General features: G+C 57.3%; 11 protein-coding genes and 1 riboswitch. Of the genes, 1 reads left to right on the forward strand and 10 read right to left on the reverse strand.

Annotation, left to right across the window (positions count from 1 at the left end):
• Positions 1–11 precede the first annotated feature (11 nt).
• Positions 12–1,937: an OmpA family protein gene (locus HMPREF1556_RS08065; RefSeq protein WP_021667941.1), complete on the forward strand. Its 1,926-nt coding sequence runs from the start codon at positions 12–14 to the stop codon at positions 1,935–1,937.
• A gap of 83 nt (positions 1,938–2,020) precedes the next feature.
• Here the strand turns inward: HMPREF1556_RS08065 and HMPREF1556_RS08070 are convergent, their stop codons facing one another.
• The 10 genes from HMPREF1556_RS08070 to HMPREF1556_RS08120 form a co-directional block, all read right to left on the reverse strand.
• The gene (locus HMPREF1556_RS08070; protein ID WP_044125512.1) at positions 2,021–4,171 is read right to left on the reverse strand and encodes a TonB-dependent receptor; all 2,151 of its coding nucleotides are present in this window, start codon (positions 4,169–4,171) and stop codon (positions 2,021–2,023) included.
• A 247-nt stretch (positions 4,172–4,418) separates the two neighbouring features.
• Positions 4,419–4,718: a hypothetical protein gene (locus tag HMPREF1556_RS08075; protein WP_021667943.1), complete on the reverse strand. Its 300-nt coding sequence runs from the start codon at positions 4,716–4,718 to the stop codon at positions 4,419–4,421.
• 20 nt (positions 4,719–4,738) lie between these two features.
• The gene (locus HMPREF1556_RS08080; protein ID WP_021667944.1) at positions 4,739–5,125 is read right to left on the reverse strand and encodes a rhodanese-like domain-containing protein; all 387 of its coding nucleotides are present in this window, start codon (positions 5,123–5,125) and stop codon (positions 4,739–4,741) included.
• A 520-nt stretch (positions 5,126–5,645) separates the two neighbouring features.
• Positions 5,646–6,431, reverse strand: a complete 786-nt coding sequence (gene lpxA, locus HMPREF1556_RS08085) for an acyl-ACP--UDP-N-acetylglucosamine O-acyltransferase (RefSeq protein WP_044125410.1) — start codon at positions 6,429–6,431, stop codon at positions 5,646–5,648.
• A gap of 6 nt (positions 6,432–6,437) precedes the next feature.
• Positions 6,438–7,814 (reverse strand): efflux transporter outer membrane subunit, encoded by a 1,377-nt coding sequence (locus HMPREF1556_RS08090; protein ID WP_021667947.1) that lies wholly within the window; start codon positions 7,812–7,814, stop codon positions 6,438–6,440.
• Positions 7,798–11,001 carry an efflux RND transporter permease subunit gene (locus HMPREF1556_RS08095; protein WP_021667948.1) on the reverse strand — a complete coding sequence of 1,068 codons (3,204 nt, stop codon included), beginning with the start codon at positions 10,999–11,001 and terminating at the stop codon, positions 7,798–7,800. Before HMPREF1556_RS08095 ends, HMPREF1556_RS08090 begins: the two co-directional genes overlap by 17 nt.
• A gap of 30 nt (positions 11,002–11,031) precedes the next feature.
• On the reverse strand, positions 11,032–12,231 hold the full coding sequence (locus HMPREF1556_RS08100; protein WP_044125411.1) for an efflux RND transporter periplasmic adaptor subunit: 1,200 nt from the start codon (positions 12,229–12,231) through the stop codon (positions 11,032–11,034).
• Positions 12,232–12,691: 460 nt separating this feature from the next.
• Positions 12,692–12,921: riboswitch (cobalamin riboswitch) on the reverse strand.
• A gap of 329 nt (positions 12,922–13,250) precedes the next feature.
• Positions 13,251–14,318, reverse strand: coding sequence for an acyltransferase (locus HMPREF1556_RS08110; RefSeq protein ID WP_021667951.1), 1,068 nt, complete (start codon positions 14,316–14,318; stop codon positions 13,251–13,253).
• A gap of 300 nt (positions 14,319–14,618) precedes the next feature.
• A complete protein-coding gene (locus tag HMPREF1556_RS08115) occupies positions 14,619–15,575 on the reverse strand; it encodes an ecotin family protein (protein WP_055703363.1) in 957 nt (318 codons plus the stop codon).
• 117 nt (positions 15,576–15,692) lie between these two features.
• Positions 15,693–16,892, reverse strand: a complete 1,200-nt coding sequence (locus tag HMPREF1556_RS08120) for an aminotransferase class I/II-fold pyridoxal phosphate-dependent enzyme (protein ID WP_021667953.1) — start codon at positions 16,890–16,892, stop codon at positions 15,693–15,695.
• Positions 16,893–16,978: the final 86 nt, after the last annotated feature.

Below are 16,978 nucleotides of genomic sequence, written 5' to 3' on the forward strand. Positions count from 1 at the left end.
ACTACATCCACATGCCGACGCTTCGTCACGGACTGCACGCCCTATTCCTCATCTTCGTCCTCGCCTCGTGTGCCCCTTCGGTGCTGCGTGAGGCTGAGGAGGCGAAGCGTGCTGGGGCATACCATCGTGCCGAGGTGCTCTATAAGCGTCTGTATGCGAGCACTCCACGTAAGAAGGCGGAGGCTAAGGGGCGCTTTGCCTACGAAGCCGGTATAGTAGCTCTAGAGGCAAGGCGCTACGCTACGGCGCTGAACCTTCTGAAGGCAGCGGAGCGCCTACATATCCCCGATAGCCTACTTCGGGAGCCTCTAGAGCGGGTACGCTTATCCACCGAACTAGCCTCAGAGTCAGAGCAGGTGGGGACTTCTCCTTACGAAGTGCGCCCCTTCGAACCTCTACGCTCGGCGTATAGCGACTATGGGGTCACGTACAGCGCTGATGGGAAGACCCTCATCTTCGGAAGCAATAGAAGGCGCTACGGAGCGAAGAAGGACGATTCGCCTGTGACGGGTGAGCCCCTAGGAGCGCTCTATTCACTTAGTCAGCGTGCCGATGGGTCGTGGGCGGTGCGTCCCGATAGCCTCAGAGGGCTGAGCCTTCCGAGGGTAGAGCAGGGTGCGCCAAGCCTCAGCCCTGATGGACGAAGGCTCTATTACAGTGTGGTCACCCTCGATCGAGGGCGGACGAATGTTCCGAAGATCTATGTCTCAGAGCAAGGGGAGCGGGGCGAGTGGCGGGAAGGTCGGGAGCTCCGTCTCTTCGCCGACAGCACGATCCTCGTAGCCCATCCTTCGGTGAGCCCGTCGGGGCATGTGCTCTTCTTTGTCAGTGATGCCCCAGGAGGACGAGGGGGTAAAGACCTCTATCAAGTGCGCCTCGATGGCGGGCGTGTCGGAGAGCCCTTCCCTCTAGGGGTAGAGGTCAATACCTCGGGGAATGAACTCTTCCCCTACGCTGTCTCGGACAGCATCCTTTACTTCTCGTCGGATAGACCCAGTGGGCTGGGTGGGCTCGATATCTATCGGGCGGTCTTATCCCCCGAAGGGGAGTATCAGGTGACACCCCTTCCCGCTCCGATCAATAGCCCTTCGGATGACCTAGCCTTTGCCCCGAGCCCCGTCCCCGACGCTTGGCCTCGTGGGGAAGGGGAGGAACTAGCGGAAGTGGGGCTCTTTGCCTCCTCGAGGGATGATGCTCGGGGTCGCCCACATCTGTATGAGTTCCGTAGGGCAAAGGTCACGACGACGATCGAGGGGCTCGTCCTTGATCGGGAGGGTGAACCCATCCGAGGTGCTACGATCCATCTGGTGGGCAATCATGCCGAGGAGATGGAGCGAGTGGTCACGACGGATGGGGAGGGAGCCTTCCGTCTCCCTGCCCGCTCAGCTACGGAGTATGTCATGCTGGCCTCTGCACCGAACTACCTCAATCAGTATGTGCGCCTCAGCACTGATCCAAGTCAGGAGAGCGAAACCTATTCGGTGGACTTCTACCTTGCTTCTCGTGTCGCTGTCGAGCAGTTGAGGGAGGTGCACTATGCCTTCGATAGGGCGGAAGTCTTGCCCGAGAGTGAGCCCGCACTTCGTATGCTCTACAAGCTCCTCACGGATAATCCAGAGGTGTCTATCCGCCTCCTCTCTCATACCGACCGCCATGGATCTGCGGGCTACAACCTTCGCCTCTCACAGCGCAGAGCCGAAGCGGTCGTTCGCTACCTTACCGAGCTCGGGATAGCACCAGAGCGCCTCCGAGCAGAGGGCTATGGGAAGTCCCGCCCCCATGTCGTCTCCCGACGGACGGCAGAGGCTTATCCCTTCCTCCCAGCGGGGAGTGTGCTGACGGAGGACTTCATCGCTCGGCTCTCTTCTCCCGAGGAGCAGGCCGTCTGTGATCAGCTCAATCGTCGGACAGAGTTCCAAGTCCTCGACTCGGAGTAGACCCTTCTCCCCCGACCCATATATATACGCCGTGGGGCAGTCTCCAGCTGGAGGAGACTGCCCCACGGCGTATATGGAGTATGCTAGAAGCGATAGCTGAGGGAGAGGGTCGTCATACGCCCATTGCCCTGGACGTACTCAGCGTCACGGGCGACGAGCTGTGACTGGACGGGGTAGTAGCTCGTGTTGAGGAGGTTCTCTACCCCTACCCCGAGGGTGAAGTGTCCTAGAGCATAGCTAGCCTGTCCACTTACGAGGGTGATGGGCTGGACGGGACCTTCGGCCTCCTGGTAGTCATTCCCTCCTGGGGTGGCGGGGGTGAACCGAGCACGTCGCCCCGTATGTAGTCCGTAGAGTCGCAGAGATAGCGCCTGGATCGGACGGTAGGTCACATGAGCGGTGACCTTCAGCGGAGGAATGGACTGCCCAGACATGTAGGTAGACCAAGCTCCCTTACTCGTCTCCTTGTATCCCTCCAGAGCAGAGAAGGTAGCTCCTACGGAGAGCTTAGGGCTGAGCGTGGCATCAGCCGAGAGTTCGACGCCTAGGATACGCTGGGGGGATCGGTCTACGACCCAGAAGCCATTCTCACTCTTGAGGTCGCTCCCGAGGGCAGCATAGGTATAGTAGACGGCTCCCTGGAGATCTAGGCGTGTCCCCTCACCGAAGAGATGCTCCAGAGGAGAGTAGAAGCCTAGTTCATAGTTGTGCGTACGTACGGGGTCGGTCTCGATCTTACCGAGGACATCGGACTTGGCTGAGCGTAGGGTGCGCCCTAGGTCATAGATAGAGAAGCCTTGGGAGTAGGCGAAGTAGGGCTGGAATGAGTGTAGTCCGTTGTAGGTCAGCCCAGCGTTCACCGACAGATTGCGATAGCGTAGGGTCCCGCCAGAGACGTGTATCTGAGGGTCTGTCTTACGTACACGCAGTACGTCGTAGTCGGGGACTTGGACATTGATCCAGTCGTAGCGTGCACCAGCCTTGAGGGTGAAGCGATCGGCCAGATTCAGCTTCCCTTGGGCGAAGGGTGCATAGTTATACGCCTTGAGTTCGGGCACCCAGTACCTTCCGTCGACTAGTGGTTGGCTGGTCTTGTCGAGGAGGAAGTCTACGCCATAGAGGAGATGGAGGGTCGTCTCACTGGCCGGGCGAAGGCGGGAGAGGAGCTGTGCCCGTGCACCTGTCTGTAGCGCCCTGGTCAGTGCCTGCCCACTGGTCTCCTCCCAGCGAGGGCTCTTAGGATTGTGCTTGCGGTAGTCGGTGATGACCTTGACACCACGAGCGAAGATCGATACTTCGAGATCTGTGTGGCTGAATAGCTCCTGAGAGGTCAGCTTGATATAGGCATTGTGGTTGTGGGGTATCCCTTCGGGGATGGCTTCTGCAGGTTGCTTCCCTGGCACACCGATGCGGGGCGATACGAGGTACTTCCCTCCCGAAGCGACGAGTGGGCTCTGCTGCTCGGAGCGGAAGAGATTGTACATCGCCTCGAGGTGGGTACGCTCACTGAAGGCATAGCCGAACTTCACCAGAGCATTTAGACTCTTCGTGTCTCCCAGCCCGTAGCGAGGTGAGAGGTAGACGCCCCCAGCGCTGATAGGCGAGCCTGTCTGAGTGAAGGTACCGCTAGCTAGATAGCTGAAGTCTCCTACCTCACCATAGATCTGACCGCCGGCTCGGTAGCCTGAGGTCTTCTCCGAGGTCTTGAAGAAGTTGTGATCGGTATAGGCTAGGGTCGCCATCCCGCCCACGGGGCGATGCTCCTTGTTCTGCTTGGTGATGATGTTGATGATCCCCCCATTGGCCCCGTTCCCGAAGATCGCTGTAGCGCCCTTGATCACCTCGATACGCTCGACGGCGGAGGGATCGATGGTGCGTAGATCTCGGCTAGTAGCACGGAGCGGGGTGGACTGAGGTATGCCGTCGATGAGGACGAGGATGCTACGCCCTCGGAGGGTATTGTAGCGCTCGTTGACGGAGTTCCCCGTGGGTGGTACGCCAGGCACGAAGTAGCCGACGATCGCCTGCATGTCAGGTAAGATCTGGCTCATCTCTTGGATCTGCTTGGCTGAGATGATGGTGATGCTAGCAGCTGCATTCTGCTTGACCTCGGGCATACGAGTCCCGACGACAGTGACTCCATCGAGGGTGCGGTCGGTAGCCTCGGTCTGTGCTAGAGCGGGTAAGCTCATACTTCCCAGTACGAGCATGAGGGATAGATGTCTGGATATCATGAAGTCATCAGTATAATGAAGGGTCATACCTCGCTTCTCTTAGCTTTGAGAGGGCATGACTGGGGAATACCTCCTAAAGCAGGAGGTATGTGCAAAAGTACGTAAATGCGATGCTCCAGATTCGTAAGTCCCAAATTTCCCTACATATAGGTAGATCCCGCCCGTGGGACTACGAAGTCATCTACCTACAAGCGTGGAGGGGATAAAAGAAGATCGCCCCATCCAGCGGATGAGGCGATCTAGATGCTTAGCACCCCGAGCCATCGAGGCTACAGGCGGCACCTTCCAGGGGCGGACGACTCTGCAGTCCCGCCTCTTCGGGTGAGAGGGTCACGGAGCCATCTTCGAGGACGAAGCAGGGGATGCCCACGGCTCCTCGCTTCTTAGCTTCGTCGAAGAGGGATAGGTGATCCCTTAGCTTGAGGAAGGCCTTCAGCTCCCGTACATCGAGGCCGAAGTCGATGATCTCATAGCGTGCATCCCCTTGGACCTGCTCCCAGACGTGGGTGCAGTCGGGGCAGGAGGCTACTCCATAGATCTTGATCATAGTGCTCTAGTGCTGAGGGCTTACTTCTCTACGGGGAGACCTTCGGAGACCCAGTTGAGGTAGCCTCCTTCCATCTCTACGACCTTGAAGCCACGGGACTGCATCAGTGTGGCGGCCGCATGGCTACGCTTGCCACTACGGCAATAGATGTAGTGGGTGCGCTCTTTGTCGAGCTTCTCCAGCCCTTCGAGGAAGGTCTTGTCGCTCAGCCAGTCGAGGAGGATAGCTCCCTTTAGGTGACCTTCGGCGAATTCGGAGGGTCGGCGCACGTCGAGGATGACAGCGGTGCTGTCTGCCTGGGCAGCGGCGATGAAGGCCTTAGGGGCAAGGAGCTGGATAGGCTCGTCGGTAGCAGATCCCGAGCAAAGGCCCAGGGTAGAGATGAGGGTCATGATCAGATGTTTCATATGAATGGCGGGTGATGATATGGCGAGGGGAGTACGTGTGCTTCCCCTCCTTTTCTTCCTGCAAAGGTCGAGATTTCCCCCGAGATAAGCATCGGGGGGAGGTTAAGGACTTGACCAAAGACTTCTTTGAGTCGAAGGGAAGGGCTCCTTTATCCCCTCCTGCATAGGTTCTGGGGAAGGGGTAAAAAGTGATCCACGGTAGGTCGCCGAAAAGACCTACTGTAGGTCGTCGATGTGACCTACCGTGGGTCGTCTTGACGACCTACAGTAGGTTTTTTGGGCGATCTACGGTAGGGTTGTTTTTGGGGGTGTGCTAGCCCGCTCAGCAAGCGGGCTGGAGTGAGGTGGGGAGTAGAGGGGAAAAGATCCGAAGAGAAGGGCGCGGTGGACGAAGGGCAAAAGAATAGGTCCCGCTCCGACGAAGTCGTCGGGGTGGGACCTTGCCATTTCTTTGGAGGGAAGGCGGGTAGCGAAGGGCTGAGACCTAGGGGGCTCAGCTAGGCTACCCGAGGGAGGTGGATCACTTCGTGATGAGGGATTTTGAGGTGCTGAGGAACTCAATGACGTGGCGAACCTCAGGGCCGTCGGGTACCTGCTCCTTGATCTGAAGGATGGCGTCGTAGAGGCTGATCTTCCCGTTGAATACGAGACGATAGGCCATGGCTAGATGACGCTGGGTACGCTCGTCGATGCCCCCCGCCTTGGAGAGCATCCCGGCATGGATACCTGCGTAGACGGCGGGATTGTCCTTGACGGTGATGTAGGGAGGGATGTCTTCGCCGAAGCGACAGCCCGTGAGGATGAACGCTAGATCTCCGATGCGACACTGGGGCTTGGCCGTGACGTTGCTACTGAAGATCGCCTTAGATCCGATGGTGCAGTCACAGGCGATCTTCACCGCATAGCCGAAGACATTGCGATCGCCGATCAGGCAGTTGTGCGAGATGTGGGTCCCCTCCATCAGGATGTTCTCACTACCGATCTGGGTGGTGATGTCCCTGCGAGAAGCTCGGCTGATGACGACATTCTCACGGATGACATTGCGGTCGCCGACGATGAGGGTCGAGGGCTCTCCCTGCCAGGTGAAGTCCTGGGGGGAAGCTCCGAGGACAGCGTTCTGGTAGATGGTGTTGCCCTGACCAATACGGGTGCCGTTCATCAGGCTGACGTGGGGATATATGGTGCAGTCATCCCCGACGACTACATCGTCTTCGATATAGGCGAAGGGGTAGATCTTCACACGCTCCCCGATCTTGGCACCAGGAGCTATATAGGCTTGTGGACTGATCATTGTAGTTGGGATCATAGCGGGTTAGTGAGCTCCTCCACCGAGGGCGTTGTATAGGTTGACGACGGCCTGCATCTTGCTGAAGCTATCCCGCACTTGGGAGAGTTGGGCTTGAAGGAGCGCTTGCTGGGCGGTGATGACCTCGAGGTAAGAGGAGGTCTTCCCCGTCTCGAAGAGGGTCTCGACGATCTCTACATTCTTCTGGAGACTCTCTACCTGTAGGGCTTCAGTCTTGACCTTGGCCTCGGAGGCTTGGTAGAGGGCAAGGGCATTGCTCACCTCAGCACCAGCATTGTAGAGGCTCTGCTGGAAGGCAAGGCGAGCCTTCTCCTCTTCGGCCTCTGCGACACGGAGGCCAGCGACAAGCTTGCCCCGAGCGAAGATGGGCTGAGCAAGCGAGCCAAGGGCCGAAGCGATGAACTTCATCGGATTGGATACCGCCTGTCCAAGGACTCCCGTCCAGCCGGCATTCCCGCTGATGGTCAGCGAAGGGTAGAAGGCCGATCGAGCGCTATTCGTCTGGTAGTAGCAACTAGCCAGAGCCATCTCTGCCACACGTACATCGGGGCGAGCCGAGAGGAGCTGAAGGGGGGTGCCGACAGCGAAGCTCGTAGGGAGCTGCTGCGCTTCGAGCGTCGAACGGCTATAGGTGCGGGGCGACTCCCCGAGCAGAAGTGCCAAGGCATTCTCCGTCGTGGTGATCTGGCGCTCGATCTCGGGGATCGAAGCTTCTACCTGGTGGAGGTTGGCTCGGGCAGACTGCACGGAGGACTCCATTGTACGACCGAAGTCCTTCTGCGCCTGCATTACCTCGAGGGTGTGGGCAGCAAGGGTAGCAGCCGTTCGGCTAAGCTGGAGCTGACGGTCGAGCATCACGAGGGTGTAGTAGCTATTGGCTACGTTCGCAATGACTCGGCTACGCACGAGCTGCTGGTAGGCTTGGGCTCGTAGGAGCTGAGCCTGAGTAGAGCGTGAAGCATTGAGGAGCGAACCGAAGAGATCCACCTGCCAGCTCGCTTGTACAGGGAGGGTATAGCTGTAGGTCGCAGGCACATCTTCCGTCTTGCTTGCCGAGATCGACGGGGCGAGGGAGAGTGAGGGGAAGAAGGAGAGTCGGGCGGCCTTGAGCTGTGCTTCGGCTTGCTGAGCAGAGAGATTAGCCGAGAGGAGATCGACATTCTGCTGGAGCGCCTTCTCGATGAGTGCCTGTAGGGATGCATCGGTGAAGAGCGTGCGCCAGGGCGTCTGACCAAACGAGCTGGTATCGCTACTCAGCGTGTCGATCTGGTCGCCACGGTAGACGGAGGTGTCTATCGTGGGACGCTGGTACTTCTTGTAGACGCCACAGCCCGTGAGGGTGAGACTGATGGCGAGGAGAGGGAGGCTATGCTTGAGCGTCATCTTGTGATTCGGTCTTGGAGGTATTGGAGAACTGAAGGACCTCACCCGAGGGCTTCGAAGTGATGATGTCGTCGAAACGTAGGGGCTTGAACCGCTCCTGTAGGCTCTGGAAGACGACGAAGAGGGCTGGGACGATGAAGATCTGCAGGATCATCCCGATCAGCATCCCCCCGACGGTACTTGCCCCGAGGGTAGAGTTCCCATTGGCGCCGACACCGCTAGCGAACATCAGTGGTAGGAGCCCCACGATCATCGCTAGCGAGGTCATCAAGATCGGGCGAAGACGAGCCACAGCCCCGAGTATAGCACTCCACGTGAGTGCCATACCCGTGCGTCGGCGGTCTAGGGCGAACTCGACGATCAGGATGGCGTTCTTCGCCAAGAGCCCGATGAGCATGATCAGGGCGATCTGCATGTAGATATTGTTCGTGTGCCCGAAGATATTGCCAAAGAGGAAGGCGCCCGCTAGGCCGAAGGGTATGGAGAGGATGACGGAGAAGGGCAGGAGGTAGCTCTCGTACTGAGCGCTCAGGATGAGGTAGACGAAGAGCAGACAGAGACTGAAGATGAGGGCTGTCGTATCCGAAGAGCCTTGCTCCTCACGAGTCAGCCCTGCGTAGTCGTAGCCGTAGCCTGCAGAGAGCGTCGTACTGGCTACTTCGGATACAGCCTTCAGGACGTCCCCCGTGGCGTAGCCTGGTGCAGGTGAAGCCATCACGTCGATCGAGGTATAGAGGTTGAAGCGGTTCACGCTCGCAGGACCATAGACCTTCTCGGTGGTGATGAAGGAGGTGATCGGTGCCATCTCCCCTGTACCCGTACGCACATAGATATTGCTCAGTGCATTGATATCGAGACGCTGCTCGGGCGAAGACTGCAGGAGCACTCGGTAGAGCTTACCATAGCTGTTGAAGTTCGCTACGTACATCCCCCCGAAGTATCCCTGTAGGGTAGAGAGGATAGCTTGGGGTGTAGTGCCTGCACGCATCGTAGAGGCTACATCGACATCGATGACGTACTGAGGGAAGCTAGGATTGTACTGCGTCATAGCGTAGGCTACCTCAGGGCGAGCGTTGAGTGCAGCTAGGAACTTCTGCGTCTCGGCGAAGAACTTATCTAGAGCACCACCCGACTTGTCAAGCATCGTCAGCGAGACGCCTGATGCCATCCCGTAGCCAGGGACCATAGGAGGCGTCATGGCGAGCACCGAAGCATCCTTGATCGTCGCTCCGTAGGCGAAGAGCTTACTAGCTACTTCGCTCGTCGTGCTCTTGCGCTCCCCGAAGGGCTTCATGCGGATGAACATCGAGCCATAGTTAGAGCCTGACCCGCCCACGAGGCTGAAGCCTGAGATGCTTATGACTTGCTCGACGCCGTCCTGTGCCTTAGCTACGTCGGCGATATCCTTGAGGAGCTTCTCTGTCTTCTCTCGGCTTGTGCCTGGAGGGGTAGCGACGGTGACCATCACTGTACCGGTATCTTCGCTAGGCACGAGTTCGCTACTGGTGAACTTCATCAGCAGTACCATCACTACGATGCTCACGAGCACGATGATACCCGAGGTGACCTTGTGGCGAACGAAGAACTCGACCCCCTTGCGATAGGGACGAAGGACACGATTCTCGTAGACGGCGTTGAAGGCTAGATGGAAGCGATCGATGAAGCTTAGCTTCTTCCCTTCATGCCCCTTGTGAGGCTTGAGGAGCAGGGCGCAGAGCGTAGGACTAAGCGTCAGTGCATTGACGGCGGAGATAATGATGGAGACAGCCATCGTGACACCGAACTCTCTGTAGAAGGTACCACTGATCCCTGAGATGAACGACACAGGTACGAAGACGGCAGCCATGACGAGGGTAATGGAGATGATCGCTCCCGAGATCTCGTGCATAGCGTCCATACTAGCCGTGCGGGCGGAGTCATACCCCTCATCCAGCTTGGCATGTACGGCCTCGACGACGACGATAGCATCATCCACGACGATAGCGATAGCCAGCACGAGGGCCGATAGCGTAAGGAGGTTGAGAGAGAAGCCGAAGATCTGGAGGAAGAAGAACGAGCCGATGAGCGATACGGGTACTGCGATGGCAGGGATGAGCGTGCTACGGAAGTCCTGGAGGAAGAGGTAGACGACGATGAAGACCAGTAGGAAGGCTTCGAGGAGCGTCTGGATGACGTGCCAGATCGAGGCATAGAGGAAGTCCGTGACGTCAAGTACGTAGGTCATCTCCATGCCTGGGGGGAAGTCCTTCTCGAGCTCCTTGATCTCGGCCTTGATCGCCGTGACAATGTCGTTGGCATTAGAACCAGCGATCTGGGAGACCATCCCTGTGATAGCGGGGCTACCATTAGAGAGGGAATTACTGCTGTAGCTGAGGGAGCCCAGTTCGATCTTCGCTACATCCTTCAGGCGAATGATATTGCCCGAGGCATCGGACTTGAGTATGATGTCCTCGTACTCGGTGATGCTCTTCAGACGGCCCTTGTAGCGGAGCGAATACTCATAGGTGCGGTCTCCTGATTCGCCGAGACTACCGGGGGCTGCCTCGAAGTTCTGCGCTGAGAGGATCGCCGAGACGTCGCTAGGGATGAGGGAGAAGGCCCGCATCTTGTCGGGGTCAAGCCATAGGCGCATGGCATAGGTGCCTTGGCTGAAGGTATTGGCTGACCCTACGCCAGGCACTCGCTTGAGTGCGGGTAGGATGTTGATGTCGGCATAGTTGGCTAGGAACTGTGCATCGTAGCGTCCGTCCTTACTCGTCAGGGAGTAGACGAGGAGCATACTGGACTGACGCTTCTGCGTCGTCACACCGACACGGACGACGTCTGCGGGGAGAAGGGCTTGGGCTTGCTGTACTCGATTCTGCACGTTGACAGCAGCCATGTCGGGGTCGGTGCCCTCCTTGAAGTAGACCGTGATCGAAGCTCCCCCGGAGTTGGTAGCCGTGGAGGTCATGTAGGTCATCCCCTCGACGCCGTTGATCTGCTCCTCTAGGGGAATGATCACGGAGTTCAGTACCGTCTGTGCATCGGCACCAGCGTAAGCGGTGGAGACCTGCACGGTGGGCGGGGCTAGGTTGGGGTACTGCTCGATGGGCAGCTGTATGAGCCCGATGATCCCGAGGATGACGATGAAGATGGAGATCACCGTCGATAGTACGGGGCGGGTAATAAACCGGTTGAAATTCATTGCTCTATATGCTTCCTGTTAGGGCGGTGCTTAGTGCTTCTCAGCGGAGGCACCCTTACCCATCATCTGCTGTTTGATCGCTTCTTGCTGTTTGGCATAAGCCTCCTCGGTGAGGGGCTTGATGGTCTCGCCCTCCTTGACGCCGGTGGTACCTGCTACGAGGATGCGGTCTCCTGCCTTCAGCCCGCTGGTGACGGTATAGCTCTGTCCATCGTCTACGGGGCTCACTGTGATCTCTGTGAAGGTGAGCTTGCCGTCCTTGTCGACGGTGTAGACGAACTTCTTGTGAAGCATCTCTACTGTCGCTGTCTGAGGTACGAGGATAGCGCCCTCGGTCTGTGTAGGCACTAGGATCGTCCCCGTGGAGCCACTACGCAGACGCCCCTCGGAGTTGGGGAAGTCAACACGTAGGGTGATCGCTCCCGTCACCTTGTCGACGACACCGCTGACCCCCTGGATCGTGCCTTCTGCTGGATACTCACTCCCATCGGAGAGGCGTAGGCGTACCTTCGGGAGCTTCCCTGCAGAATCCCCCGTGCCCCCCATGAGGGTCTGAAGCTCACGCTCAGAGACGGAGAAGTAGACATAGGCCTGACGGGTATTGGATACCTGCGTCAGGGGCGAAGTGCTCTGTGGGCTGACGAGGTTACCGATGCGGTAGTTGATCGAGCCTACGACTCCAGAGACGGGGCTAGTGACGGTACAGTAGGAGAGGTTCTCACGAGCGGAGGTGAGGGCTGCCTTGGCTACGGCGACATTAGCCTCGGCGCTCTTCAGGGCGTTAGACACTTCCTCGAAGTTACTTGCGCTGATGATGTTCTTCGCCAGGAGGTCTTGACTGTTGCGATGATTCAGTTGTGCCGTGGCCAGGGTAGCTTGGGCGGAGGAGAGGCTTGCCGAAGCTTGGGCGACAGCAGCACGGAAGGTCACGTCGTCGAGCTGGAAGAGGGGCTGGCCTGCACGGACGCTCTGCCCCTCGGTGATGAAGACCTTGGTGATGAAGCCCGAGACCTTGGGGCGAATCTCCGCATCATCCTCGCCTCGGATGACGGCAGGATAACTATTGTCAGCGGAGAAGGCTCCGGCGAAGAGGGTGCGCACGGGTAGCTCTTGCGGGCCCTGAGCACCCATTTGTTGGCTTTGCTCGCCCTTGCAGGAGGAGAAGAGCGCCACACCTACTCCCGAGAGGACTAGGCTAAGGTAAGACGTGAGAAGTCGTCGACGTGTCATGATCTGTGGATAGCTTGTATGGATATATCTATTCTTATGTGTACGCTGTCGGAGTGTCCGAGTAGCAGGGTCTCTGCTCCTTATTAGAGCGGAGCTCCAGCCCAAAGGTCTCCTTCCCAGGAAGGCCCGTAGGTAAGCGGATGGGTACTTCACTGATGCCACCGAGGCATGAGGCGGGGGCTTGTCCAGCACCTCCGCTATAGTCTGTACCCAGCACGAGGGTTAGATGGGAAGAGAGCCGTAGGGTTTAATCTATTGGGTAATTATTTCTCCCAACGAATAAGCCTCAGGAAGGAGTCCTGACCTGTGGTACCCCACCGTCTTGGACGCCACCTGAGGCATATCCACTAAATTATTACGGCAAATAACTACCGGTTGCCCACTTGATTCAAAAGAGCGGACATCCTCTTTGGGGAATGAATTCCAAGTATAGGGAACCCACACTTGTAGCTTTCCTCGAAGCATTTTGAAAAGGCATTGCAGGTCTTCTGACTCATGCACCCTGTCTTCCTACTATCCTTCCCAGAGACACAGAACCTCCAGTGGCCGGATCCAAGGATCCTCAGTAGGGAGCGGTATGATGCACATACAGCAGCGGGACTGTTCGAGATTCGCACTCGATTCCCTTTTAAGCCTGACACGCCACACACAGAACTTTGCGTGCCAAGCACAACGCCTCCACAAAGATAGATATTTATCTCTGAAATCGCTCCTCTTCGCTTGCCCCTAATGAAAAAGTCGCCTCATCGGCGACTCTTCCCTCCTCGGAGTCCTATGACAGGCCCCCGAGGACTAGTGGGGGTAAGGCTTCAAGGCTAGAGGAAATAGGGAGATCTATTGAGTGGAAAAGGGGCTGTCACCTCGTACTATATGGACTCTTGATCCTGGGCTACGTCGGTAGAAGCTCTGGAGGAGATTAGGTATAGAAGGTCGAGGAGAGTAGGTCGGTGCACTGAGGCTGTCAGCTCGGGGGGAGAGGTGCTTGCTGTCGGATGGTAGTGAGCTTCTCCTATTCTTAGCTAAGAGGCTCGACCTCCGCAGAGGACGGAGAGAATGCGGGGAGTTACCCGTGCTAGTACCCAGTAGACACCGAGGACAGCGAAGAGGGTGATGCCTGCAATGAGGAAGTAGGAGAGGATAAGGCCTAGATCATTTTCCGATAGGAAGGAGACTCGAGCCAGCAGGGAGCGGGCAAACCCGATGATGAGGATTGAATGGGCTGCGTAGAGGAAGAAGACGTACTTGTTTAGCCCTTGTAGCCAGGTGATGAACTTAGGGGCTCGCTCTACGAGGCGGGCAAAGAGCAGGATCCAGATGATGATAGAGCAGACGAGGTAGGGAAGCTCTAGCCCACGGAAGTAGCTCTCGGTGAAGATACAGGGTAGAGCTAGTGTCCCGATCCCCCAGATGATGAGGCTGGGTATAGCTAGGGGCTTCAGCTTCTCTAGTGGCTCCCAGCCTTTCATAGCGAAGAGGGCACCCATCGAATAGAAGAGGAGCGAGCGGGGCTCTGCACCTATGAGGGTGAAGGGTAGTGGGACGAAGGCACAGAGTAGGAAGAATATCGGGACAAAGTACCCCCGTGTCACCCTCAGTATGAAGTGCGTCACCGGAGCGATGAGGGTGAGGACGATGAGGTCTCGTATGAACCAGAGGGGATAATTGATACACTCGAACCAGAAGTAGTCCGGAAGCCTGCTCCACGAGAATACGAAGGCTTCTGTCCGAGCAAGACCGATACTACTAGCTAGTGACTCCCCTACGAGGGTGGCAAGGATATAGAGCAGGTTCCAAAGGAAGTAAGGGATGACGAGAGTCCATATTCTCTTCTTCGTCTCTGCCAGGTAGACTGAGGTCTGCTCGAGATTTTTACCTCTGAAGGCATAGTAGCCGGAGAAGACAAAGAAGGCAGGCACTGCTACGCGTGTGAAGACCTCCTTGATGAGTGTAGCTACGTATATGTATAGGCTATGGTCTCCCCCTAGCGTCTCAGGTGCGATGGGCTGAGTATGTATCAGTAGCACCAGTAGCATCAGAGGGAAGCGCAGGGAAGTGACGACAGAAGAGAAGACTTTGGATGCGTCCATATCAGGAGTATAAATGGTGGCTTTCCTCCCCTCTTGCCCTAAACATGGGTTGAGGGAGAGTGTGTAGCACGAGAGCCGAAGTCCCAGAGCTACGATCGCAGGGCTAATGGAATGTCAGACTATCATAAGCCCAAGCTTACGGCATAGCACCCCGCTGGATGCGAGCACACCGACAGTGGTGGGGATCACTACTGAGCGTACCAATCCGTATGCAAAACTATCAAATTTTATTGTGCTCTAGGCTTGCTGCCAGGCTGGAGCTGTGTGTTTCTCTCTGGTAATAGTGGTATAAGTCGCTTTCTATTTGGTCGCTTTCTGCTCCTTAGGTGTGGTCGCTGGCGGGAGGAGGCTGCGCTTGCCGTCGGGGCGGTAGTAGCGACAGAGTAGGGAGAAGCCTTGGGGTAGGTAGAGCATCACCGAATCCCCAGCATTGCGTAGGACGAAGAGCCCCATGTGACGGATGAGCTTCTCCTCTAGTCGGTCATCGGGACAGCCCATACGTGTAGACATGGTCTTGCCGTCGCTCTTGAAGATATAGGGTAGGTTAAGTCCCTCGGCTTCCATATCGAGCTCGAACTTCCCGTTCAGTACATGGATGTTGCAGTCTACCTTCATGCGTCGGCAGGGGATGAGCTCTATATAGTAGTCTGGACTATCGCCTTTGTGTCGGTCGGGGGCAGTGACGGTGTAGAGGACGTAGCCCTTCTTTTTGGGAGCGGTCTCCGAGGGAGCATCGGGGCTGAGAAGCACAGGCTTACTCATGGCTCTCCAGTAGCGATAGGCTACCTGGATGGAGTCGTTGGTGGTGACAGCGATCTCTTTATTGCCTCGGAAGGGAAGCAGGAGCGGTTCGCCGAAGATAAAGGGCTTAGCGTCTAGCCCTGCAATAGGTTTGTCGAAGAGGACGACGACGCCCTCACCGTGGCGGTAGCGGAAGGACGAGTATTCACCGAGCGGTTCGCCCGTGACGAAGCGACCATCGATGCTGGTGTGGGTGGGGTCGGTGTTCGCCAGCGCTGGCAGGAGCTCTACACGGAAGTCCTCCAGCGGGCTGACGTGGGGGAGGGTCAAGCGGTAGGTATTCGGCGGGAGCTCTACTTCGGGGTAGTCGCCGAGATAGCTAAGTACCGAGCTCTCGGCAGTCTGAGCCCCTTCGTCTGCTGCCTGTCCTCCCTCACGAGTAGCACGGCAACTAGCGACCAGGCTGAGGAGGCTGATCAGTAGGAGGGACAGGGTGGAGTGAGTGGAGCGAAGCATAGTCATACAGAGGGGCTATAGAGGAGTGTCTATAAGCTTAACGGGTATCCTACCTTTTTATGAGATAGGATACCCGCTGTAGTCATCATAATAGTGGTCTCTAGGGCGAAGTGAGGCCTAGGGACGAGGCTCTAGAGGGATGGCGAGGGCCTGGAAGACCTTGTGGATCTTGGTGATCGCCTCGTCGAGCTGCTCGTAGGTGTGTGTAGCCATCAGGGAGAAGCGGATGAGGGTATCCTCAGGAGCTACCGCTGGTGCTACGACGGGGTTGACGAAGACACCCTCCTCGAAGAGCATTGCTGTCACACGGAAGGTCTTCTCGTTGTCTCGGATGAAGAGCGGTACGATAGGCGTAGCGGTATTACCGATCTCGAAGCCGAGTTTGCGGAAGCGATCCAGACAGTACCTCGTCTTCTCCTGCAGGGCGAGGACACGCTCAGGCTCACGGAGCATGATCTCTAGCGACTTGTGTGCCGCTGCTGTCGCCGCGGGCGTGCAGCTAGCGCTGAAGATATAGGAGCGGGCTTGGTGTCGGATGAAGTTGATCGTGGTCTTGCTCCCAGCGATGAAGCCTCCTATCGAGGCGAAGCTCTTGCTGAAGGTACCCATGATCAGGTCTACATGGTCGGTGAGGCCAAAGTGATTGCAGACGCCACGACCGTGGTCTCCGAGTACGCCGAAGCCGTGGGCCTCGTCGACCATGACCGATGCTCCGTACTTCTCGGCCAGCTGGACGATCTCGGGGAGCTTGCAGAGGTCACCCTCCATGCTGAAGACGCCATCGACGACGATGAGCTTGATGCGCTCGGGATCGCACTGCTGTAGGCGACGCTCCAGAGCGGCCATGTCATTGTGCTTGTAGCGGAGACTCTTAGCTGGAGAGAGGCGAATGCCTTCGATGATCGAGGCATGATTGAGGGCATCCCAGATGATGTAGTCCTCACGGCCCAGGAGACATGATATTGTCCCGAGGTTGACTTGGAAGCCGGTGGAGAAGATGATGGCATCTTCCTTGCCAGCGAATTCCGCTAGCGCCTTCTCCAGGGCGATGTGTGTATCCAGAGTACCGTTGAGGAAGCGACTCCCGGCACAGCCCGTGCCGTACTTCTCGACGGCAGCGATAGCGGCAGCCTTCACCTCTGGGTGGTTCGTCAGACCGAGGTACGAGTTGGAGCCAAACATCAAGACCTTACGGCCATCGATCGTCACCACGGTGTCCTGATCACTCTCTATCTTTCGGAAGTAGGGATAGATCCCAGCTGCTTGAGCCTTCTGGGGCTCGGTATAGCATGCTAATTTCTGCTCAAGTAAGTTCATTCGTTTTCTATCAAGTGCTCCCCCGCTCTAGGCTCGGTGCCTAGGACGTCTCACCAGTGGGGACGCCGGGGCGGAGCGGGGAGTGG

It is taken from the genome of Porphyromonas sp. oral taxon 278 str. W7784 (assembly GCF_000467855.2).
Taxonomy (GTDB): domain Bacteria; phylum Bacteroidota; class Bacteroidia; order Bacteroidales; family Porphyromonadaceae; genus Porphyromonas.